General features: G+C 61.2%; 19 protein-coding genes and 3 tRNA genes. 11 read left to right on the top strand and 11 right to left on the bottom strand.

The window, feature by feature from the left end; genetic code table 11:
• A partial coding sequence (locus tag LBW87_RS07820; protein WP_225200871.1) for a TolC family protein occupies positions 1 to 1,164 on the top strand: 1,164 nt, incomplete at its 5' end.
• A 16-nt stretch (positions 1,165 to 1,180) separates the two neighbouring features.
• On the opposite strand, the gene hpnE is transcribed toward LBW87_RS07820, so the two are convergent.
• On the bottom strand, positions 1,181 to 2,539 hold the full coding sequence (gene hpnE / locus LBW87_RS07815; protein WP_225200870.1) for a hydroxysqualene dehydroxylase HpnE: 1,359 nt from the start codon (positions 2,537 to 2,539) through the stop codon (positions 1,181 to 1,183).
• A 10-nt stretch (positions 2,540 to 2,549) separates the two neighbouring features.
• Positions 2,550 to 3,383, bottom strand: a complete 834-nt coding sequence (gene hpnD, locus LBW87_RS07810) for a presqualene diphosphate synthase HpnD (protein WP_225200869.1) — start codon at positions 3,381 to 3,383, stop codon at positions 2,550 to 2,552.
• Positions 3,384 to 3,632: 249 nt separating this feature from the next.
• Between hpnD and LBW87_RS07805 the strand changes: the two genes are divergently transcribed.
• Positions 3,633 to 4,469: an HDOD domain-containing protein gene (locus LBW87_RS07805; protein ID WP_225200868.1), complete on the top strand. Its 837-nt coding sequence runs from the start codon at positions 3,633 to 3,635 to the stop codon at positions 4,467 to 4,469.
• A gap of 28 nt (positions 4,470 to 4,497) precedes the next feature.
• On the opposite strand, the gene hpnC is transcribed toward LBW87_RS07805, so the two are convergent.
• On the bottom strand, positions 4,498 to 5,307 hold the full coding sequence (gene hpnC, locus LBW87_RS07800; protein ID WP_225200867.1) for a squalene synthase HpnC: 810 nt from the start codon (positions 5,305 to 5,307) through the stop codon (positions 4,498 to 4,500).
• 161 nt (positions 5,308 to 5,468) lie between these two features.
• Between hpnC and LBW87_RS07795 the strand changes: the two genes are divergently transcribed.
• Positions 5,469 to 6,518 carry a hypothetical protein gene (locus LBW87_RS07795; protein ID WP_225200866.1) on the top strand — a complete coding sequence of 350 codons (1,050 nt, stop codon included), beginning with the start codon at positions 5,469 to 5,471 and terminating at the stop codon, positions 6,516 to 6,518.
• A 114-nt stretch (positions 6,519 to 6,632) separates the two neighbouring features.
• Here LBW87_RS07795 and LBW87_RS07790 read toward each other — a convergent pair.
• Positions 6,633 to 6,719, bottom strand: a tRNA-Leu gene (locus LBW87_RS07790).
• 191 nt (positions 6,720 to 6,910) lie between these two features.
• On the opposite strand from LBW87_RS07790, the gene LBW87_RS07785 reads away from it, so the two are divergent.
• From LBW87_RS07785 to LBW87_RS07750, 8 genes are all read left to right on the top strand, one after another.
• On the top strand, positions 6,911 to 7,105 hold the full coding sequence (locus LBW87_RS07785; RefSeq protein ID WP_225200865.1) for a DUF1653 domain-containing protein: 195 nt from the start codon (positions 6,911 to 6,913) through the stop codon (positions 7,103 to 7,105).
• A gap of 48 nt (positions 7,106 to 7,153) precedes the next feature.
• On the top strand, positions 7,154 to 7,627 hold the full coding sequence (locus LBW87_RS07780) for a CreA family protein (protein ID WP_225200864.1): 474 nt from the start codon (positions 7,154 to 7,156) through the stop codon (positions 7,625 to 7,627).
• Between the two features lie 291 nt (positions 7,628 to 7,918).
• Positions 7,919 to 9,268 carry a trigger factor gene (gene tig / locus LBW87_RS07775; RefSeq protein WP_225200863.1) on the top strand — a complete coding sequence of 450 codons (1,350 nt, stop codon included), beginning with the start codon at positions 7,919 to 7,921 and terminating at the stop codon, positions 9,266 to 9,268.
• 51 nt (positions 9,269 to 9,319) lie between these two features.
• The gene (gene clpP / locus LBW87_RS07770) at positions 9,320 to 9,946 is read left to right on the top strand and encodes an ATP-dependent Clp endopeptidase proteolytic subunit ClpP (protein WP_320442717.1); all 627 of its coding nucleotides are present in this window, start codon (positions 9,320 to 9,322) and stop codon (positions 9,944 to 9,946) included.
• A gap of 242 nt (positions 9,947 to 10,188) precedes the next feature.
• A complete protein-coding gene (gene clpX / locus LBW87_RS07765; protein WP_225200862.1) occupies positions 10,189 to 11,454 on the top strand; it encodes an ATP-dependent Clp protease ATP-binding subunit ClpX in 1,266 nt (421 codons plus the stop codon).
• Between the two features lie 261 nt (positions 11,455 to 11,715).
• The gene (gene lon, locus LBW87_RS07760) at positions 11,716 to 14,124 is read left to right on the top strand and encodes an endopeptidase La (protein ID WP_225200861.1); all 2,409 of its coding nucleotides are present in this window, start codon (positions 11,716 to 11,718) and stop codon (positions 14,122 to 14,124) included.
• 176 nt (positions 14,125 to 14,300) lie between these two features.
• A tRNA-Val gene (locus tag LBW87_RS07755) sits at positions 14,301 to 14,376 on the top strand.
• A 23-nt stretch (positions 14,377 to 14,399) separates the two neighbouring features.
• Positions 14,400 to 14,476, top strand: a tRNA-Asp gene (locus LBW87_RS07750).
• A gap of 81 nt (positions 14,477 to 14,557) precedes the next feature.
• Here LBW87_RS07750 and LBW87_RS07745 read toward each other — a convergent pair.
• The 7 genes from LBW87_RS07745 to LBW87_RS07715 form a co-directional block, all read right to left on the bottom strand.
• Entirely contained in the window at positions 14,558 to 15,055 is a 498-nt protein-coding gene (locus LBW87_RS07745; RefSeq protein WP_225200860.1) for a spore coat U domain-containing protein, read from the bottom strand.
• A gap of 261 nt (positions 15,056 to 15,316) precedes the next feature.
• Positions 15,317 to 15,814, bottom strand: a complete 498-nt coding sequence (locus LBW87_RS07740; protein ID WP_225200859.1) for a spore coat U domain-containing protein — start codon at positions 15,812 to 15,814, stop codon at positions 15,317 to 15,319.
• A 302-nt stretch (positions 15,815 to 16,116) separates the two neighbouring features.
• Entirely contained in the window at positions 16,117 to 16,614 is a 498-nt protein-coding gene (locus LBW87_RS07735) for a spore coat U domain-containing protein (protein WP_225200858.1), read from the bottom strand.
• A 220-nt stretch (positions 16,615 to 16,834) separates the two neighbouring features.
• Positions 16,835 to 17,308: a spore coat U domain-containing protein gene (locus LBW87_RS07730; protein WP_225200857.1), complete on the bottom strand. Its 474-nt coding sequence runs from the start codon at positions 17,306 to 17,308 to the stop codon at positions 16,835 to 16,837.
• Positions 17,309 to 17,327: 19 nt separating this feature from the next.
• The gene (locus LBW87_RS07725) at positions 17,328 to 19,625 is read right to left on the bottom strand and encodes a fimbria/pilus outer membrane usher protein (RefSeq protein WP_225200856.1); all 2,298 of its coding nucleotides are present in this window, start codon (positions 19,623 to 19,625) and stop codon (positions 17,328 to 17,330) included.
• Positions 19,622 to 20,290, bottom strand: coding sequence for a molecular chaperone (locus LBW87_RS07720; RefSeq protein ID WP_225200855.1), 669 nt, complete (start codon positions 20,288 to 20,290; stop codon positions 19,622 to 19,624). Before LBW87_RS07720 ends, LBW87_RS07725 begins: the two co-directional genes overlap by 4 nt.
• A gap of 286 nt (positions 20,291 to 20,576) precedes the next feature.
• Complete coding sequence (locus LBW87_RS07715; RefSeq protein ID WP_225200854.1) at positions 20,577 to 21,065, bottom strand: spore coat U domain-containing protein; 489 nt, start codon at positions 21,063 to 21,065, stop codon at positions 20,577 to 20,579.
• Positions 21,066 to 21,119: the final 54 nt, after the last annotated feature.

Raw genomic sequence — 21,119 nt, 5'->3', positions numbered from 1 at the left:
CGCGCCGAGGTTGCGCGTGCCGGTGCGGCATTCCTGCCGCGCATCGAAGCCAGCTGGTCGCGTAGTCACACCACTGCCGCGACAGATGGCCGGCCATCGCAGCATAGCGCGGCGCGCGAGTGGCGCATCGCCTTGACGCAACCGTTATTCGACTGGGCGCTCTGGAGCCACCGCCAATTGGCCGACGTGCGTCGGGCGCGACAATCGCTGATGGCGGCGCAGGCCCGCCAGCAACTGCGCATGCAGGTGGTCGAGCGCTATTTTGCGGCGTTGGCCGCGCGCGATGAGCTGGCCCTCGATCTCGAGGCCCATGCCGTCTTGCAGGCGCAGCAGGTATCGACCCTGGCGCGCCGGGAAGCTGGCGAGGCGACCCTGATCGACCTGCACGAGCTGCAGGCGGAACTGGCGCGCTCGTCGCATGCCGTGTCCGATGCCAGGACCCGGGCGCAACTGCGGCTGCAGCAGGTGCAGGACATGCTGGGTCATCCGGTGCAGGGGCTGGCCGGCTTGCCAGAGCAGCAAGCACTGCCGGGATTGTTTCCGGACGATCTCACGGCCTGGATCGCGCAGGCCGGATCAAGCAACTTCGACATCCAGCTGGCCCGGCTCGATCAACGCATCGCAGCGCTGGAAGGCAGCCGCGCGTTGGGCGACTACCTGCCCCGGGCTATGTTCAAGGCCAGCCATGGCAGGCAGGATGGCGGCGCAGCACCACCCGGGCGGCCACCCACCCGCAGCAGCGCCATCGGCGTGCAGCTAACGATCCCGCTGTTTTCCGGTATCGAGGGCAATTATCGGCGGCGCCAGACGCTGGCGCTGGAAGAGCAAGCCGCTCATGAACTGGAAGCGGCCCGCCGCAAGACCCTGGCGGCGGTCCATGAAAGCCATGCGTTGGCGCAACAGGGGCGACGCAGCATCGCCGAGCTCGATGCCTTCGTCACCGCAGCGGCGCGGGCGCTGGAGGCCACGCGCATCGGCTATCGCATCGGCAACCGGCGTGAAATCGACCTGATCCGGACCCAGGCGACGTTGCGCGGCGCCCGCCGCGACCGGCTGAGGGCACGCTACGACGCGCTGCTCCACAGCCTGCGATTGAAGGCGCTGACGGCCTCGCTGACCCACGCCGACATCGAGGCCATCAACCAGTTATTGCAGCCGGACTGACGGTAAATCGGCGGGTTCAGGCCCGTCCTAGCCGACGCGCAGCAGCGACCCCCGAGCGCACCGCGCCCTCCAGCGTGGCTGGATAGTCGCCGGCCACGTAGTCGCCGGCCAGCGCCAGCGACGCGGGCAGGGCGGCGGTATCCGGGCGTTGCAGGCCCGGGCTGCATGAAAAGGTGGCGCGCTTGTCGGTGATGACGCGGCTCCAGAGCGGCGTGGCCAGTGCGGGGCGGCCGAAGTCAGTGGCCAGTTGGCGTTGTATGCCGGCTTCGAGCTCGGCGTGGCCATGCTCGATGGCTTGCGCGGCAGCGCTGACCACCACGGCCAGCAGGCCCTGGTCGGCCGCCTCGCCGCTCAACTGGCCGCGATCGAACACGAACTGGCCCCACGCCTGGCGGGATGCATCGTCGACCAGCGCCAGCATCGGATGCGGCAAGCGCACCGACGCGTCGTATTGCAGGTAACAGGTGGTGATGGGCTCGAACTGCAGGTCGCGCAACGCGGTCGTGTCGCAGGGCTGGCCGGCGCTATCGTGCACGTTCGATAGCAGGTGGGCGGCGACGTCGGCGCTGGTGGCCAGCACCACGCTGTCGAAGCGCTCCGTCATCGGCCCCTGGCGGGTCTGTAGTTGCCATCCGCCGTGCTCTGTTGCGTGCAGGCCCGTGATGGTGACGCCGGTCTGCACCTCGCCACCGCGCTGCTGGATGAAGCGGGCAGCGGCCTCTGGCAACAACGCCGTCAGGTCGCGTCGTGGCACCAGCATGTCGGAGGCGCTGCGGCGCGCGCCGAGGCTGTCGCGCAAGACGTTCAGGAAAACCTGGGCCGAGGCCCGTTCGGGCGGCGTATTGAGGGCGGCAATGCACAGCGGACGCCAGAGCAACTGCACCAGGCGTGGCGTCTGGTCATGTCGTTCCAGCAATGTAGCGACGCTGCAATCGTCGTGCAGTCGCCAGCCCATCCAGCGCGCGCTGCTCGAAAAACGCATCAGGGCCAGTTTGTCGCTGCGGTCCAGGCCACGCGCACGCAGCAAGGCGAATGCGACGTGCAATGGCGCCGGCAGGCGCGGCGCCACGAAGTCCATGCCGGGGTCGGGCGCTGCAGCCGGGTAGCGCATCTGCAGCGGCAGGCGCAGCAGCGCCTGGCGCGGGTCGACGCCGACCTGTTTCATCAGCGACAAAGTGGCGCGATAGGCGCCCAGCAGGATGTGCTGGCCGTTGTCGAGCGTACGGCCGTCGAGCTCCACCCGGCGAGCCCGACCGCCCAGCGTGCGTGCGGCCTCCAGCAGGCTCACCCGATGACCGCTGGCGGCCAGCTTGACGGCCGCAGCGCAGCCGGCCCAGCCGGCGCCGATGACGGCCGTGTGCGCAGTTTTCTTCATGTGGGATGGCTCAGCCGAAGACGTAGGTCTTCCACGCCAGCCACAACTTGCGGATGGGCGTGAGCGAGATGCGCTGGTTGAGCACCTGGTAGCCATCGCGCTCGATCTCATCGAGCAGGGTGCGATAGATGGCGGCCATCATCAGGCCCGGGCGCTGGGCCCGGCGGTCTTCGCGCGGCAGCAGCGCGAAGGCTTCTTCGTAGATGGTGCGGGCACGCTCGACCTGGAACTTCATCAAGGCCGAGAAGCGTTCGCTGGCACGGCCGTTGAGGATGTCGGCTGCCGTCACATTGAATTGCTGCAATTCATTGACCGGCAGGTAGATGCGCCCCTTGCGGCCGTCCTCGCCGACGTCGCGGATGATATTGGTGAGCTGGAACGCCAGGCCCAGTTTTTCGGCATACAGCAGGGTGTTGCCCTGGGTATGGCCGAAGATGCTGGCCGACAGGATGCCGACCACGCCGGCCACATGCCAGCAATAGCGTTGCAGGCCGGGATAATCGAGATAACGGCTCTGGTCGAGGTCCATTTCCATGCCATCGATGATGGCTTGCAGGTGTTCGCCGCGCAGGCAGTAGGTCGTCACATGCGGCTGCAGCGCCCGGGTCACGGGATGGGTCGGCTTGCCCTCCAGCATGGCGGCGATCTCCTTGCGCCACCACATCAGCTTGGTGCGCGCGATGCTGGGATCGTCGATTTCGTCGACCGTATCGTCGACTTCACGGCAAAACGCGTACAGCGCCGTGATGGCGCGGCGGCGTTCGGGCGGCAGGAACAGGAAACTGTAATAGAAGCTGGAGCCGCTGGCGGCGGCCTTTTGCTGGCAATATTCGTCTGGAGACATGGTGACGGCGGTGGCGGGTGAAACTGGCCGGCAACTCCGGCGAAGGCGCTATGCTAGCCGAGTGCGCGGGCCAGGGCAAATCCGGACTCGGCATGCGTGTTGCGGCAGCCGTCATTGTCGATTAAGCTCACAAGCGCAAGGTGCCGCTTTGGATCAATAGAAAAGTGTCGAAAACACAAACAATAGTAGATCCTGGTTGGCGGTCCTGCGGTGTAAATGGACGAATTACCATCGGAGGCTGGAGGCGTCATGGACAGACTGGAAATCTTTCGCGGTATTGCATCACAGGCGCAGCGTGGGGAGTTGGTTTTTCCTGCCAACGTGAGTGCATCCATCAAGTTGCAGAAGGCGCTGGCCGATCCCGATTGTCACCTCGAGGCTGCGGCCCAGCTGGTGATGGCCGAGCCGCTGGTGGCGGCGCGCACGGTGGCCATCGCCAATTCGGCGGCCTATAACCGTTCGGGCGGCGAAATCAACAATGTGCGCACCGCCGTCATGCGGCTGGGTTTTCGCACGCTCAATACGATCACCACGTCGGTCATCGTGCGCCAGTTGGGGCGCACCATTTCCAATCCGGCGATGCGCATCAAGGCCGCGCAGCTGTGGGAGCATTCGGCTCGGGTCGCGGCCACGGCCCACGTGTTGACCTCGAAGCTGACCAATGGCGACCCGGAAACGGCCATGTTTTCCGGCATCGTGCACGAAGTGGGCGGTTTTTACCTGCTCTCGCGCACGGACGAGTTTCCGTTGCTGCTGGAAGGCGGCCTGGAAGACTGGGCCGAATATGGCGAAAAGATGATTGGCCGCGCCGTGCTCAAGAAGCTTGGGGTGCCGCAGCCGGTGGTGCAAGCCATCGAGTCGCTGTGGCACGGGGTGCGGGTATTGCCGCCGCACACCATCGGTGACGTGCTGCTGCTGGCCAAGGAACTGTCGCCGGTGCCGTCGCCTTTCCAGCGCGTTACGGCCGAAATCGGTATCGGTGGCGAAAGCCTGGTCGACGACTATATCGGCGATCAATCGCTGCGCGTGTTGCTGGATGAATCAGAAGACCAGATCCGCTCGCTGACCGAAGCCTTGCTGGTGTGATGCTGTTTGCGCTGGCCGGCCGGGCCGGTCAGCGGGTCAGGCCGCGCCAGCCGATCAGCAGCCAGTCGGGTTTGCCCAGCTTGGGGCGCTGCTGGAAAACGTCGCCGCCGACTGCTTCGATGCGCTCGAGAATACGCAATCCGCCTTGCACCACCAGGCGTAACTCCCATCCGATCCGTCCCGGCAGCCGCCGGGCCAGCGGCGCGCCCGACAGCATCAGCGCGCGCGCCCGCTCCACCTCGAATTGCATCAATTGCTGCCAGCGGCGGTCGACCCGTGCTTGCTGGATATCTTGCGGGCTGACGTCGAAGCGCTCCAGGTCTTCCAGCGGCAGGTAGATGCGTTGCTTTTGCCAGTCGATGGCCACGTCCTGCCAGAAATTGATCAACTGCAGGGCGCTGCAGATGGCATCCGAATCGCGCAGGTTGGCGGCGTCGGCCTGGCCGTACAGGTGCAGCATCAGCGTGCCGACCGGATTGGCCGAGCGGCGGCAATAATCCAGCAGGTCGTCGTAGCGCGCGTAGCGGGTGGTGACCACATCCTGGCTGAAGGCCGACAGCAGGTCGCGAAACGGTTGCAGTGGCAGCTGGTACTGCGCGATCACCTGCTGCAAGCGGGTGAAGATGGGGCCTTCGCCAGGCTGGCCCTGTTCGATCAGGTCGAGTTGCCGCGCATAGGCGGCCAGTGCCGCGAGGCGTTCGGGCGGGGCGGCGTCCCCCTCGTCGGCGATATCGTCGGCGCTGCGGGCAAAGGCGTAGATGGCGGTGACGGCCGGCCGCAGGTGCGCCGGCATCAGCAGCGAAGCGACGGGGAAGTTTTCGTAGTGGTTGACGGCCATGGGGCAGGAGCGGGTGGGCGAGAGCGCATGGTAAAGGAAAGTTGCGCAAAAAACTGTTTGGCATGCACGGAAGATGCTGGAGGACGATTTCCAAATGATGAGATCGCCAGGCAATTGCCGTCAGGCCGTTCAAAAGCCCTTAGAATTGCCCGCAATCGTGAATGAGAGAAAAAACAATGCGGCAAATTTTTCGGCTATCAGGCCTCATGGGGGTGCTGCTTCTGATGATGGGAAGTATCCCGAGCGCGGCGCAATCTGGTCATGAGATCCAGCCAGGCTACGATGAGGTGTACCCGGTCAAGTACATTGAGCAAGGCGCTCCGGATTCCAGCGAAGAAAGTTGTAACGCACTGCCTAACGCGGTATGGGTCACCACGAAGTGGCTCAACAAGGGGGTATTCGGAGAAAGTTGGGATCCGGTGAGCGAATGCATCCGTTATTTCCCCAGTGACGACGCCATCGGTGCCAAAAGTGCCGTCCTGTTTTTCGGGGGAGATATTGTCGTATTGCGCGGGGCCGGGGATAGCGTCAACAATCCTGGCTATGGGGCCAATTCCTATCGGCAGCAGATTGAAAAATCTAACGCCAGCGCAAGGCGGATCAAGGTGCCATTTATTCATGTCGCACGCCCAGGAATGTACGGCAGTTCTGGCGATACGCATATCTATCGCCATTCTTTCAAGGAAGCAGCCACGATGAATGCGGCGGTTGATGCGATCAAGATGAAATTAGGGTACGAACGTGTCAGCGTAGTCGGGCAAAGCGGCGGTGGCGGGGTGGTCGCAGCGCTGTTGACCAGCGGGCGAACCGATCTTGATTGCGTGACGATGTCCAGCGCGACCGCTTCTAACAAGATGCGCCTCAAGACGAGTGCTAACACTGCGGATGTCCGTGCTGGACAGGACACGACCGGGTTGCCATTGCGTCAGGTGTATGACGCGCGTGACTTGCTCGATGCTGTCAGGCCGGATCCAGGGCGCCGGGTTTTCATGCTGGCGGCACGAGAGGACAAGGCGGTTAGTTTCGTTTCTCAAAGCGAATTCGCTGAGGCCGCGAATGCGAAAGGTGTTCCGATCAAATTGATGGAAGCCCGTGGTTTCGGATCTAAGCGCCACAGTACGCAATTAGCAGGCGTTGATGTCACCGCGCTGTGCATGGGAGGGCGCTCGGATGAAGAAATTGCGCAACGTGTCGCAAGTGATCTGCATTGATCGACCTTATTTGCACGCTGTCATCAAGTTGGCATTACTGTGTCAGAACCGCCCCAAAACACCCAAAATAAGGACAGCCTTATTTTTTAAGTGTTTGATTTAAAGGGGGATATCTGGTGCGAGGAGGGGGACTCGAACCCCCACACCATTGCTGGCGTCAGGACCTAAACCTGGTGCGTCTACCAATTTCGCCATCCTCGCTGAAGGTGTCGGTCATCGGGGCGATAGCAGTCTGGTGGCAGGCCGCCGCTTCCGATGAAGGTAGTCATGAAACGAAGCGCGCTATTGTACTGCAAGCCGCCGTGCGTGTCTGTGTTTTTCGGCAACTTTCATCGCGCCCCGGCGCAGAGCAAGTAGTACCATGCCGGGCCTTTCACTTTTTCAATACGCTCATGACACGCTATCGTCACTACAAGGGTGGCATCTACGAATTCGTCGGCGATGCCACGCTGGAGTCGGACCTGACGCCCATGGTGGTCTATCGGGCCGCCAACGGCACGCTGTGGATCCGGCCCACCGAGGTATTCCACGAGCCGGTCGAGGTCGACGGGCAACTGGTGCCGCGCTTTGTCCGTATCGATGACTGAGCCGGTCGCGCTCGATTCGATCATTCTTATCTTTTCATCAAGGACGCCATGCATCGCTTTGCCCTGATTCCTTTATTGCTGGCCTGCGCTTTGCCGGCTGCCGCCGATACGCTGGCCGAAGTCAGCACCGCCTTTCGCTGGCTGGGCAAGAACGACCGGGTGGTCATCGAGGCTTATGACGACCCCAAGGTGGTCGGCGTGACCTGTTACGTCTCGCGCGCCCGCACCGGCGGCGTCAAGGGCAGCGTGGGCCTGGCCGAAGACCGCTCCGAAGCGTCCATCGCCTGTCGCCAGGTGGCGCCCGTCGTGCAATTCAATGGCCGCCTGCCAGAGCAGGAAGACGTGTTCACCGAACGCATGTCGATCCTGTTCAAGCGCCTGCATGTGGTGCGGGTGGTCGACGTCAAGCGCAACACGCTGGTCTACCTGACTTATTCCGACAAGCTCATCGATGGCAGTCCGATGAACGCTGTCACGGCCGTGCCGATTGCGCCGGCGACGCCGATCCCGGTCGCCAAATAAGCCTTGCCTGCGGTCTCGGGCGGGGAGATGCGGTCACCCCGGGATGCACGCCAGCGCTGGCGTTGCAGGGTGCGGCCCACTGTTTGTAGCGCGCTCGGGCCAATTTTGGACTCGTTGCCACATTTGCGTATAGAATAGCGAGCTTTAGCGCGGTCGGGCAGGGCGTTTCTCGCCTTGAAGGCGCTCCGAATCTGTTATATGCAAGTGTTCAGCACGGCATGGGCAGGTGGTGGAGGCAACGCCGGAAACCCTGTTCCGACTTACGAATTCTCAATCATTTGGACGATTTAAATGGCAACTGCAGTCGAAACCCTGAGCAAACTCGAACGTCGTATCACTCTGACTTTCCCGCTGGCCGATGTGCAGGCCGAAGTGGAAAAGCGCCTCAAGGTGCGCGCCCGCACTGCCAAGGCTCCGGGTTTCCGTCCGGGCAAAGTGCCCATGAAGATGGTTGCCGCACAGTTCGGCTACCAGGTCGAAACCGAAGTGCTCAACGACAAGGTCGGCCGCGCATTCAATGATGTCGCCGTCGAGAACAACCTGCGCGTGGCAGGCTTCCCTTCGATCGAGCCGAAGACCAGCGAACAATCCGCTGAAGGCACGCTGTCGTTCGACGCGACCTTCGAAGTGTATCCGGACGTGGTCGTGGGCGACCTGTCGGGCGCCGAAGTCGAGAAGACCGTGGCTGCCGTGTCGGATGCCGAAATCGACAAGACCATCGACATCCTGCGCAAGCAACGCGTGCACTACCACGTCAAGGGCGAGCAAGGCGCGCACGGCGACGGCGGTGCGGATCAATCGGCACAGAACGGCGACCGCGCCACGGTCGACTTCGTGGGCAAGATCGACGGCGTCGAATTCCAGGGCGGCAAGGCAGAAGATTTCCCGTTCGTGCTGGGCGAAGGCCGCATGCTGCCTGAGTTCGAAGCAGCCACCATCGGCCTCAAGGCCGGCGAATCGAAGGTGTTCCCGCTGGCATTCCCAGAGGACTATCACGGCAAGGATGTGGCCGGCAAGACTGCCGAATTCACCATCACCCTGAAGAAGCTGGAATGGGCGCACATGCCTGAAGTCGACGCCGTGTTCGCCCAATCGCTGGGTATCGAAGACGGTGACCTGGGCAAGATGCGCGAAGACATCAAGAAGAACCTGGAACGCGAAGTCAGCGCCCGCACCAAGGCCAAGACCAAGGACAGCGTGATGGATGCGCTGATCAAGGCCAGCGAGCTGGACGTGCCCAAGGCACTGGTGGACCAGGACGTCGAGCGTCTGTCCGAAATGGCACGCCAGGACATGGCACAGCGCGGCATGGATCCGAAGATCATGCAGTTGCCCAAGGAACTGTTCACGGCACAGGCTGAGCGCCGCGTGCGCCTGGGCCTGATCCTGGCTGAAGTGGTCAAGCAGAACAAGCTGGAAGCCACCGAAGAACAGGTCAAGGCGCAGATCGACGACTTCGCGCAAAGCTACGAAGACCCGCAGCAAGTCCTGAAGTACTACTACGCAGACCGTCGCCGCCTGGCCGAAGTCGAAGCCCTTGTTTTGGAAGAAAACGTCGTCAACTACGTTCTCGGCAAAGCCAAGGTTTCGGAAAAGCCGGTTGCGTTCGACGAACTGATGGGTAATCAGCCGCAAGCGTAATCCGCTTTTCCCGCGTACCATCAAAACAAACTTACGCTAAGGAATGCGCACATGACAGGTCTGATCAAGGGTTCCGCACTGGACACGCAAATGCTCGGCATGGTGCCGATGGTGATCGAGCAGAGCGGGCGCGGCGAGCGCGCGTATGACATCTATTCGCGTCTGCTGAAGGAACGCATCATTTTCCTGGTCGGCCCTGTCAATGACGGCATGGCCAACCTGATCGTCGCCCAGCTGCTGTTTCTGGAGAGCGAGAATCCTGATAAGGATATTTCGCTCTACATCAACTCGCCGGGCGGTTCGGTGTCGGCCGGTATGGCGATTTTCGACACGATGCAATTCATCAAGCCGCAAGTGTCGACACTGTGCACCGGCCTGGCGGCATCGATGGGCGCCTTCCTGCTGGCCGCAGGCGCCAAGGGCAAGCGTTTCTCGTTGCCCAACTCGCGCATCATGATTCACCAGCCGCTGGGCGGCGCCCAGGGGCAGGCATCCGATATCGAGATCCAGGCGCGCGAGATCCTGTATCTGCGTGAACGTCTCAACACCATCCTGGCCGAGAAGACCGGCCGTTCGGTGGAACAGATCGCCAAGGATACCGACCGCGATAACTTCATGTCGGCAGATGCTGCGGCCGAGTATGGTTTGATCGATAAGGTCCTTACCGAGCGCGCTTGAGCCAGTTTTTGACGCAAACACGCTAAAAATGCCCGGACAGCGCGTTGTCCGGGCATTTTTTTTGCGAAACTCGCAATAAGCCCCTTTTTGGCCTCTATTTGCTTGATAAATCGCCCGTCCGATGACATATAAGTGGTATCAGGCCGAGTAAAACGGTGGTATGCAGCTCGAAAATGACCGAGCCGTGACGAATCCGGTTTTCGCGGGTATCATCAAGTCGTAATTCATCTCTTTGTAGCTCTATGTCCGAGAAAAAATCATCTAGCGGCGAAAAACTGTTGTACTGCTCCTTCTGCGGCAAAAGCCAGCATGAGGTCAAGAAGCTCATCGCCGGTCCCTCGGTGTTCATCTGCGATGAATGCATTGACTTGTGCAATGACATCATCCGCGATGAGGCCGCCAGCGTCGAGACGGTGCCCGGCACCAAGTCCGACCTGCCGACCCCGCAAGAGATCAGCGAACTGCTGGACCAGTATGTGATCGGGCAGTCGAACGCCAAGCGCATCCTGTCGGTGGCGGTGTACAACCATTACAAGCGTCTCAAGCACCTCGGCAAGAAGGATGATGTCGAGCTGGCCAAGAGCAACATCCTGCTGGTCGGTCCGACCGGTTCGGGCAAGACGCTGCTGGCGCAGACGCTGGCGCGCATGCTCAATGTGCCATTCGTGATTGCCGATGCCACCACGCTGACCGAAGCCGGCTACGTGGGCGAGGACGTCGAGAACATCATCCAGAAGCTGCTGCAGAACTGCAACTACGAAGTCGAGAAGGCGCAGAAGGGTATTGTCTACATCGACGAGATCGACAAGATTTCGCGCAAGTCGGACAACCCTTCGATCACGCGTGACGTCTCCGGTGAGGGCGTGCAGCAGGCGCTGCTCAAGCTGATCGAAGGCACCATGGCGTCGGTGCCGCCGCAAGGCGGGCGCAAGCATCCGAACCAGGACTTCGTCCAGATCGACACGACCAACATCATGTTCATCTGCGGCGGCGCGTTCGACGGCCTGGCCAAGATTATTTCGGATCGCTCCGAAAAGAGCGGCATCGGTTTCTCGGCGGCCGTCAAGAGCCAGACCGAGAAGACCGCTTCGCAGGTGCTGCTGGGCGCAGAGCCTGAAGATCTGGTCAAGTTCGGCCTAATCCCCGAACTGGTCGGTCGTCTGCCGGTGATTGCCACCCTGAACGAACTCGATGAAGCGGCCCTGATCGAGATCCTGATCGAACCCAAGAATGCGCTGATCAAGCAATACAGCAAGCTGCTGCAGATGGAAGGCGCCGAGCTCGAAGTACGTCCGGCGGCTCTCAACGCCATCGCCCGCAAGGCGCTGGCACGCAAGACCGGCGCTCGCGGCCTGCGCTCCATCCTCGAGCAGTCCCTGCTGGATGTGATGTACGAATTGCCGAGCCAGCAGAACGTGGCCAAGGTGGTGGTCGATGAAAATACCATCACCAACGGCGCCAAGCCGCTGATGATCTATCACGATCAGCAGAAGGTATCCGGGGCCTGATGTCGGCCCCGACAGGATCGCAGTAATACGGGGCGCCTCAGGGCGTCCCGAGCAGTGCCAGTCGCACCCGGCTATCTCGACCACGACGAAACAGCCGGCAGAGTTGGCCCCGGTTGCATATAAATGCCCTCGGGAAGCGACTCAGGTGTGGCTGTTGCGATTCTTGCATCGGTCTTGTGGCTGTGATTTTTTGCCATTGCAGACTTGTGTTTTTGTCGCTCGTGCCAACATCAACCACAGTATTCTTTGATAAGGCCCGCCATGACGACTCCAATCCTCACAGAACAATCGCAATTACCATTGCTGCCCTTGCGGGACGTAGTGGTATTTCCGCACATGGTGATCCCGCTGTTCGTTGGCCGCCCGAAGTCGATCAAGGCGCTGGAAGCGGCCATGGAGCAGGGCAAGAGCATCATGCTGGCGGCCCAGAAAGCGGCTGCCAAGGACGAACCTTCGGCTGACGACATCTACGAAATCGGTTGCGTCGCCAATATCCTGCAAATGCTGAAGTTGCCCGACGGCACCGTCAAGGTGCTGGTCGAGGGCGCGCAGCGCGCACGTATTCATCACATCAGCGAACTCGATACCCATTTCGTGGCCGATCTGACACCGGTCGAATCCGAGCCGGGCGACGAGGCCGAAGTGGAGGCGATGCGCCGTACCATCGTCCAGCAGTTCGACCAGTACGTGAAGCTGAACAAGAAGATCCCGCCCGAGATCCTGACCTCGCTGGCCGGGATCGATGATGCCGGCCGCCTGGCCGACACCATCGCCGCCCACCTGCCGCTGAAGCTTGAGCAGAAACAGGTGATTCTCGAGATCTTCAACGTCACCAAGCGCTACGAGCACCTGCTCGGCCAGCTTGAGGGCGAACTCGACATCCTGCAGGTCGAAAAGCGCATCCGTGGCCGCGTCAAGCGCCAGATGGAAAAGTCGCAGCGCGAGTACTACCTCAACGAGCAGGTCAAGGCGATCCAGAAGGAGCTCGGCGAAGGTGAAGACGGCGCCGACCTGGAAGAGCTCGAGAAGAAAATCCTGGCGGCGAAGATGCCCAAGGAAGCACTCGAGAAAGCCCAGAGCGAACTCAAGAAGCTCAAGCTGATGTCACCGATGTCGGCCGAAGCTACGGTGGTGCGCAATTTCATCGATACCCTGATCGGCCTGCCATGGAAGAAGAAGTCCAAGGTCAACAATGATCTGCCCAATGCCGAGAAGGTGCTGGAAGGGGATCACTATGGCCTGGACAAGGTCAAGGAACGCATTCTCGAATATCTTGCCGTGCAACAGCGTGTCGACAAGCTGAAGGCGCCGATCCTGTGCTTCGTCGGTCCTCCGGGCGTGGGCAAGACCTCGCTGGGGCAGTCGATCGCACGTGCCACCAACCGCAAGTTCGTGCGGATGGCGTTGGGCGGCGTGCGCGACGAGGCCGAGATCCGTGGTCACCGTCGCACCTATATCGGTTCGATGCCGGGCAAGATCCTGCAAAGCCTGTCGAAAGTCGGCGTGCGCAATCCGCTGTTCCTGCTGGATGAAATCGACAAGCTGGGCATGGACTTCCGTGGCGATCCGTCGTCGGCGCTGCTGGAAGTGCTCGACCCCGAGCAGAACCATACGTTCTCGGACCACTATGTCGAAGTTGATTTCGACTTGTCCGATGTGATGTTCGTGGCGACCTCCAACTCCTTCAACATCCCGCCGGCGCTGCTGGACCGGATGGAAGTGATCCGCCTGTCGGGTTACACGGAAGACGAGAAGACCAGCATTGCGCAGCGTTACCTGCTGCCCAAGCAGATCAAGAACAACGGCTTGAAGGAAGGCGAGATCAGTGTGGCCGAATCGGCCATTCGCGACATCATCCGCTACTACACCCGTGAAGCCGGTGTGCGTTCGCTGGAACGTGAAATCTCCAAGATCTGCCGCAAGGTGGTCAAGCTGCTGCTGCTCAAGAAGCAGGAGAAGAAGGTCACCATCACATCGCGTAACCTGGACAAGTTCCTGGGCGTGCGGCGTTACGACTTCGGCATCGCCGAGAAGGAAAACCAGATCGGCCAGGTGGTGGGTCTGGCGTGGACCGAAGTGGGCGGCGATCTGCTGACCATCGAAGCGGTCACGATGCCGGGCAAGGGCGCCATCATTCGCACCGGTACCCTGGGCGACGTGATGAAGGAATCGATCGAAGCGGCACGCACGGTGGTGCGCAGCCGGGCCCGCAAGCTGGGGATCAAGAGTGAGGTGTTCGAGAAGTCCGACATCCACATTCACGTTCCCGAAGGCGCCACGCCCAAGGATGGTCCATCGGCCGGTATTGCGATGACGACTGCCCTGGTGTCGATCTTTACCGGTATTCCGGTACGTGCCGATGTGGCGATGACCGGCGAGATCACCCTGCGTGGCGAAGTATTGCCCATTGGCGGTCTGAAGGAAAAACTGCTGGCGGCACATCGCGGCGGGATCAAGACCGTGTTGATTCCCGAGCAGAACGTCAAGGACCTGACCGAGATCCCGGACAACGTGAAGAACAAGCTGGAAATCATCCCGGTGCGTTGGATCGACAAGGTTCTGGAAGTCGCGCTCGAACGTCAACCTGCCGCCTTGCCGGAAGAAGAGGCGATCGTCGATTCTGCTGTCGCGGCCAAGGAAGGCGCGGTTGACCCTGTGGTCAAGCACTGATCAAGCACTAAGTTTGTTGCTACACGAGACTGCCCCTGCGGCTTGCGCTGCAGGGGCAGTTTTCATTAAGCAATTCAGTGATGACAACAGGGAAATAATGCTGGCAAAGCATTAGATAATGCTTTAGAATATTGTTCTTTCGTCGCTGTGACTTAGCGACGGGCTGTCAAGGTTTCGGGTGCTTAGCTCAGTTGGTAGAGCGGAGCCCTTACAAGGCTTAGGTCGGGAGTTCGAGCCTCTCAGCACCCACCAGAGATTTGCAGTCAACCAGTTTTGGAGTGGTAGTTCAGTTGGTTAGAATACCGGCCTGTCACGCCGGGGGTCGCGGGTTCGAGTCCCGTCCGCTCCGCCAAGTAAAAAAGCCCTGCTTTCGAGCAGGGCTTTTTGCTTTCTGAGGCGGATTGAAGCAAGCTTCCAGGCGCTTCTTGCTCAATCAATAAGTCAGGGTAACAGTCACGGTATCCGAGTAAGTACCAGCCAGCGGAGTCTGTGCGGCAGCCACTTGACCATACACAGTCAGCGACTGGATCAAACCGCTGCCGGTGCCGGTCAGCGTGTCGGTGCCGATGGTCGAACCCCAGTTGTTGGTGCGGCCCGAATCGCGATACAGCGCGTAGTTCAGGGTGCCGCCGCCGCTGCCGGTCATCTTGCGGGCGGCAGTGGTGGCGCCAGTGCCGGTGCCGGCATCCAGACCGACGTTGTAGGCAGTGCCGTTGGTGCACAACACGGTGATGCCACCGGTTTGATTCACCACAGCTTGTGTATAGGCGCCGAAGGCGATGGCCGAACCAACCACGGTGCAGGCTGCGACCACGTTGGCGGAAATCGTCAGCGAGCCGGTGGCGGTAGCGGCGAAGGATTGCGGAGCGCTGGTGGCCAGGACGATGGCGGCGATGGAAGCGGCGACGATGCGGTTGTTCTTGGCAAACATGTGATTCTCCCTGTGTCGTGTCCCGGCGTTGTCCTCACACCCTGCGAAGACTTCTGTGTGCAGCGGGTATGGATGTACTTTAATTGTCTGAACCAAGTGGCAACATCGGGTGAAACCTGAGCGGGCGCGAAGATCGGTCGGGGAATTCCTGAGATGTAGAAAAACCACGCCACACCACTAACACGCCACGCTGAAAATAAAAAAACGGCGCACTTCATTGAAGTGCGCCGCTCCCCCTTAGGAACTCCCCCGAGTCGAAACTTAGTAGGTCAGCGTGACCGTCACGGTATCCGAATAAGTGCCAGCCAGCGGCGTCTGGGCAGCGGCCACCTGGCCATACACGGTCAGCGCCTGAGTCAGTCCGTTACCGGTGCCGGTCAGCGTGTCGGTGCCGATGGTCGAGCCCCAGTTGTTGGTGCGACCCGAATCGCGGTACAGCGCGTAGTTCAGGGTGCCGCCGCCGCTGCCGGTCATCTTGCGGGCGGCTGTCGTAGCACCTGCGCCGGTGCCGGCATCGAGACCCACGTTGTAGGCAGTACCGTTGGTGCACAACACGGTGATGCCACCGGTCTGGTTCACCACCGTTTGGATGTAGGCGCCGAAGGCGACAGCCGAACCGATCACGGTGCAGGAGGCCACGACGTTGGCCGAAATCGTCAGCGAGCCGGTGGCAGTGGCGGCGAAGGATTGCGGAGCGCTGGTAGCCAGGACGATGGCGGCGATGGAAGCGGCGACGATGCGGTTGTGCTTGGCAAACATGTGATTCTCCCTGTGTCAGTGTCCCGGCTTTGTCCTCGCATCCTGCGAAGGCTTCTGTGTGCAGCGGGTATGGATGTACTTTAGTGACTTGGTCGGAATGGCAACATAGGGTGAAACCTGAGCAGGCGCGAAGAACGGTCGGGAAATTCCTGAGATGTGGAAAAACCACGCCACACGCGCCACGCCGCCAATAAAAAAACGGCGTACTTCACCGAAGTACGCCGCCATCCCCCTCAGGACAAAACCCCCACGATATTTCCATTCCAGCAGCAACCCAGCTAGCCAGTGGCCGGATTGTCAAATCAATAAGTCAGGGTAACAGTGACAGTATCCGAGTAGGTGCCAGCCAGCGGAGTCTGTGCGGCAGCCACTTGGCCATACACAGTCAGCGACTGGATCAAACCGCTGCCGGTGCCGGTCAAGGTGTCGGTGCCGATGGTCGAACCCCAGTTGTTGGTGCGGCCCGAATCGCGATACAGCGCGTAGTTCAGGGTGCCGCCGCCGCTGCCGGTCATCTTGCGGGCAGCAGTGGTGGCGCCGGCGCCAGTACCTGCGTCGAGACCGACGTTGTAGGCAGTGCCGTTGGTGCACAACACGGTGATGCCACCGGTCTGGTTCACCACAGCTTGTGTGTAGGCGCCGAAGGCGATGGCCGAACCGACCACGGTGCAGGCTGCGACCACGTTGGCGGAAATCGTCAGCGAGCCGGTTGCAGTAGCAGCGAAGGATTGCGGAGCGCTGGTAGCCAGGACGATGGCGGCGATGGAAGCGGCAACGATGCGGTTGTTCTTGGCAAACATGTGATTCTCCCTGTGTCGTGTCCCGGCGTTGTCCTCACACCCTGCGAAGACTTCTGTGTGCAGCGGGTATGGATGTACTTTAATTCCCGGGAGGGATGACTAACATCGGGTGAAACCTGAGCGGGCCAGAAGATCGGTCGGGGAATTCCTGAGGTGCACATAAACCACAGCCATCAGGCGCTGGCGCCGGGTTCATGCAAGCGGCGACGTTATTCTGGAATCAATAAGTGATCAGGATCGTCACGGTGTCGGTATAGGCACCGGCCTTGACGTTCTGGCTGCCGGTAACGCGGCCATAGACCGTGTAGTTCTTGCTGACCGGCCCGATCAGTTGCAGCAGGTAGCCATCGCTCACCTGCTGAGTACCGCTGGATCCATCGCCCCAGACGATGCTGTGCGCCGAACTGGTATAGAGCTGGTAGCTCATCGGGGTGGTGCCGTTGAGCATCTTGCGTTGTGAATAAGCGCCGCTGCTGCCGGTGCTGAGTTGCACGTTATAGATGATGAACAGCGAGGCCACCACGGCCTGGCAGGTGACCGTGATGGTGCCGGTGTTGTCGATGTTGGCACTGGACTGCGGGTTGTACTGGCCGAACGAGATCGGGGTCGCCGACGCCGTGCAAAGCTGTGCCTGCGCCTGCAGCGACAGCAGGGACAACGTGGCGGCGAACAACAGCTTGAGTAGCGTCTTCATGGCGAGTCCTTGTGCCGGGTCAGCGGCAAGTCACCGTTTCGTTGGTCATGCCGGTATCTACCCGGTCCGGCGGCGTCAGTGTGGCCTGGCATCGGGCGCCCGAAGGCAGCAGCACGTCGAGCGTATTGACCGGGGCCAGTTCCTGCAGATAGCTTACGCCATCGTAGCCCACCGGCGCCTGCAATCCGGTTTCGCGCACCTTCACCAGCGAACCCAGCGGCAGGAAGTTGCCCTGGGCATCGAGCAGGGTGATGGTCACATCCGAGGCGCGCTTGGCCGTGAAGTTGACGGTCACGCCCGAGCGGTCGCGCGGCTTGATGTACTGGTCGGTCTGGTCCAGCTGCAGCGTCAGCGGCAGGTCCAGCAGATCGACCGAGATCTTGTTGACGTCGTAGGCGCGCAGGTCGGTCAGCAGCAACTGGCCGTTGTCGTCGGTCTTGCCGGCATAGCGGTTCTCGGTATAGATGCCGACATTCCTGACGCCGCTGGCGTTAACCACCGCGAAACTGTCTTCGATCCAGTCCGACGCAAATACGCCGCCATCCATCAGCGTGAAGGCGCCACGTGCGCCTACCCGGCCACTGGTGGTGTTGCCCGATTGCGCCACCGCGCCGCTGTAGCGACCGGTGCGCGCCTTGTAGTCGACCTGGGCCAGGCGCTGGTGATAAGTGCCTTCGCTCGATTGCAACTGCCAGCCTACGTCGCCGATCGATACCGTCGGCCGGCTGGCCTGTACCGCCAGCGCCCGCTGGCCATTGTTGTTGGCCAGGCTCACGCCGGCCACGTCCCGCGCGCCAAACGGAATGATCACGCCCACCGTGGCGCCGTAGCTGCTGTTGCGGATATCGCGGAAGGCCGTCATGTAGAGGTTCGACGCGCTACCCACCGACTTGAAATAGGTGAGTGTCACGGTTTCGCTGTTGGCCAGGCCGACGGTGCCGAGATCGGTGAAAAGAAGCGGGCTCTTGGTCTTGGCGTAGGCCATCGACAGCGAGCCCAGTCCACCCATGTTCAGGCCCAGCGTGGCAATGGTCGATGCGCGCGACACCGGGGCGCCCTCGATGGCGCCGATGTCCTGGTAACCGTTGGTCGACTGGGTGCGGGTCAGCGACATGCTGATCGGGTCCGCATTGCGCTCGATGGCCACCGATGCCTGTTGTCCCGAGCGGGTATCGGAACTGCTGGCCGCCAAGGCCGACGACAGTACGGCCCGGTTGGCGAGATTGAAGACGCCGCCCACGCCAAGCAGTTTGAGCCCGCGCATCGCTTCGGCATGGGTCTCCAGCGTCAGCCAGTTGCCGAAGCCGCGACGGGCCGTGCCCGACATCGCGAATTCGCCATAGCTGTTGCTGCGCAGGCCGTAGTTGCGGCGCACCCAGCCGCCTTCGATCGAATACGACGACAGGCCATCCTTGAGCATGCGGTCGGTGGCATAGAAGTTGACCGTGCGGAAGGTCTGGCGGCCCAGTTCATCGGTCACCGCCACGGCGATCTGGCCGGCGCCGCTGGCGATCGGCGTCTGTCGGATCTCGAATGGGCCAGGTGGAACCGCCTGTGACAACTGGCGCACGCCGTTGACGAACAGGTCCACGGTAGAGGGCACCACCGTCTCGCCACCCAGCGATGGGGTGGGAAAACGTACCAGGTCAGGGCGCAGGTTGAAGTCGGACGAATACTGGAAACCGCCCATGCGTACCGAGCGGCTCCAGGCCAGGCTGCCGTTGATGACGTCGCCGGCGCGATAGCGGGTCAGATTGGTCGGGTCCGAATAGGTATAGGTGGTCTCCAATCGCGCCGAGACGCCGCCGCCGTTGCCGACGTAACCCAGCCCGGTCGAGCTGAGCACGCTGCTGCCCGAGAACCAGCGGGCGTCGAACAGACCGCCCAGGGTGCTCATGCCCTGGTTGCTGCTGGCCAGCATGTCGTAGTTGAGCACCAGCCCGCGCCCCCCGGGTGCAAGAGGCACGTTGCTGCTGGTCAGGCCGGTGGCTTCGATGTCGGTCGTCTTCATGAATCGTGCCGAGACATTCAGGTTGACTTTGGCGTTGGCCGTATCCAGGTCGATCGCCGACGAAATGCGGTCGACCTGGACCAGGTCGGTGTCGGCGCCATCCACCTTCAGCCCCAGGCTGCGCAATTCTGCTGCGGTCGCATAGAGTACCTGCGAACGGCGCGTGAATTGCGCGACCAGGTCCGTCGGCCGGCCATTGACCGAGACCTCCAGCAGCAATATCTCGTCGCCCGGTTCAGCGGCGCGGCTAGCGGCGCAGAGAAGGGCCAGGCTGATGAGACATATCCATTGCGAGGCCCGCTTCAAGGCGCCACGGTCAGTTCGGTTTCGATCGGGCCCGAATCGCCAGTGGCGCTCAGCTTGACCTTGCTACCGGCGGTCAGAGGCGTTTCGGATTCGATCAGGTACTGGCGCGTCACCCCCGCCAGCGTGTAAGGATTGCCGCCGCCTGCGGCGATGATCTTCTTGCCATTGGGTAAGGTGACCGCCACATCCAGCAGTCGGCCACGCCGGTTGCCGCTGTTCTGCACCACCAGCTTGCCGGGCTTGCCGGCATGCAGGTCGTAGTCCAGCTTGAGCTTGGCGGCCGCCACCGGGGCAATGAACACCGGCATCGAGATGCGAAACTTGAAGTTGATGGTCGCGCCCTCGGCCGCCGATGGAATTTCATCGATCAGCAAGCGGAAGGCGATTTCGTTTTCAGCGCTGGGCTGACGCGAGACTACCCGTATCACCTGCGAAGCACCGGGCGCCAGGTTGAAGACCGGCGGGCTGATGATCAGGTTCTGAGTGGGCTTGAGATCGTCCTTGTTGTCGGATTGGCCCCATTCGAAGGCGCGCAACTGCAGCGAAACATCGTGATTGTCGTTGTTGACGATCTTCACGACGCCGGCAGTACGCGCTGACGATAACTCCAGCACGACCGGAGAGATCTCGAAATTCGAAGCTTGCGCGGCGGCACATACCCCCATGGCCACAGCGCAAACGACAGGCCATATAAAGGCCGGACGCTGGAAAAAGGTTCTCGTCACTGCGAAAACTCCGTTCTAGTTTTGCGTTGGTCTAGTTATCTAATTATGTTGCTAGAGTAAAACGAAATACGAAGCAAGTAATGCATTTGGTTGCAGTATAGCCACAAGTTTGACTAAAAGTTAATCATTGTTTTGCGGCAAGGTGATTTTTGGCAATATTGCGCCCATGAAAAATGGCGCTGACCCCGAAGGGTGCGCCATCTCGATACTGCATGAATCAAGTGGATCAGTAGGCCAGCGTAATGGCTACCACGTCGCTGTAGCTGCCGGCGGTGGAGGTCTGTCCGCCAGGGATATAACCGTACACCGGAATGTTCTGGGTGGTGCCCGATCCGACGCCGGCGATGGTGTCGCTGCCGCTGGCGTTGCCCCAGGTCTTGGTGCGGGCGGCATCCTGATACAGGCCGTAATTGAGCGAGCTGCCGCCGGCCGTATTGGCCAGCTTGCGGGTGGCGGTGGTAGCACCGGTGCCGCTGCCGGCGTCGAGGCTGATGGTGTAGCTGGTGCCGTTGGAGCAGTTCACACCGATCTGGGCGTTCTGCTGCACGGCGCCCGAACTATAAGTGCCGAAGGGAATGGCCGCGCTCTGGATGACACACTGGGCGGTGACGACTGCGCTGACCGTCAGGTTGCCGGTAGTGGATGCTGCAAACGAAGTGGTCTGGGACGACAGTGCAATACCAGCGGCGAGCACGAAAACGTGTATTTTTTTCATTGTTTGAAGTGCCGCCTAGTAACAGGTTTAGGTTGAAGCTATTATAGAATGAAT

Origin of the sequence: Herbaspirillum sp. alder98 (assembly GCF_020179755.1) — a bacterium.
Classification (GTDB): Bacteria; Pseudomonadota; Gammaproteobacteria; order Burkholderiales; family Burkholderiaceae_D; genus Herbaspirillum.
Note: the sequence above shows the minus strand (reverse complement) of the source record. Positions and strands in the feature narration are given on the sequence as shown.

Coding starts and splice junctions, on each gene's coding strand:
- LBW87_RS07740 (WP_225200859.1), bottom strand. CDS start 15,814: ATGTTTGCCAAGCACAACCGCATCGTCGCCGCTTCCATCGCCGCCATC.
- LBW87_RS07720 (WP_225200855.1), bottom strand. CDS start 20,290: ATGGGGGTATGTGCCGCCGCGCAAGCTTCGAATTTCGAGATCTCTCCG.
- LBW87_RS07730 (WP_225200857.1), bottom strand. CDS start 17,308: ATGAAGACGCTACTCAAGCTGTTGTTCGCCGCCACGTTGTCCCTGCTG.
- tig (WP_225200863.1), top strand. CDS start 7,919: ATGGCAACTGCAGTCGAAACCCTGAGCAAACTCGAACGTCGTATCACT.
- LBW87_RS07715 (WP_225200854.1), bottom strand. CDS start 21,065: ATGAAAAAAATACACGTTTTCGTGCTCGCCGCTGGTATTGCACTGTCG.
- hpnD (WP_225200869.1), bottom strand. CDS start 3,383: ATGTCTCCAGACGAATATTGCCAGCAAAAGGCCGCCGCCAGCGGCTCC.
- LBW87_RS07805 (WP_225200868.1), top strand. CDS start 3,633: ATGGACAGACTGGAAATCTTTCGCGGTATTGCATCACAGGCGCAGCGT.
- LBW87_RS07795 (WP_225200866.1), top strand. CDS start 5,469: ATGAGAGAAAAAACAATGCGGCAAATTTTTCGGCTATCAGGCCTCATG.
- clpX (WP_225200862.1), top strand. CDS start 10,189: ATGTCCGAGAAAAAATCATCTAGCGGCGAAAAACTGTTGTACTGCTCC.
- LBW87_RS07735 (WP_225200858.1), bottom strand. CDS start 16,614: ATGTTTGCCAAGAACAACCGCATCGTTGCCGCTTCCATCGCCGCCATC.
- LBW87_RS07785 (WP_225200865.1), top strand. CDS start 6,911: ATGACACGCTATCGTCACTACAAGGGTGGCATCTACGAATTCGTCGGC.
- clpP (WP_320442717.1), top strand. CDS start 9,320: ATGACAGGTCTGATCAAGGGTTCCGCACTGGACACGCAAATGCTCGGC.
- LBW87_RS07780 (WP_225200864.1), top strand. CDS start 7,154: ATGCATCGCTTTGCCCTGATTCCTTTATTGCTGGCCTGCGCTTTGCCG.
- lon (WP_225200861.1), top strand. CDS start 11,716: ATGACGACTCCAATCCTCACAGAACAATCGCAATTACCATTGCTGCCC.
- hpnC (WP_225200867.1), bottom strand. CDS start 5,307: ATGGCCGTCAACCACTACGAAAACTTCCCCGTCGCTTCGCTGCTGATG.
- LBW87_RS07745 (WP_225200860.1), bottom strand. CDS start 15,055: ATGTTTGCCAAGAACAACCGCATCGTCGCCGCTTCCATCGCCGCCATC.
- hpnE (WP_225200870.1), bottom strand. CDS start 2,539: ATGAAGAAAACTGCGCACACGGCCGTCATCGGCGCCGGCTGGGCCGGC.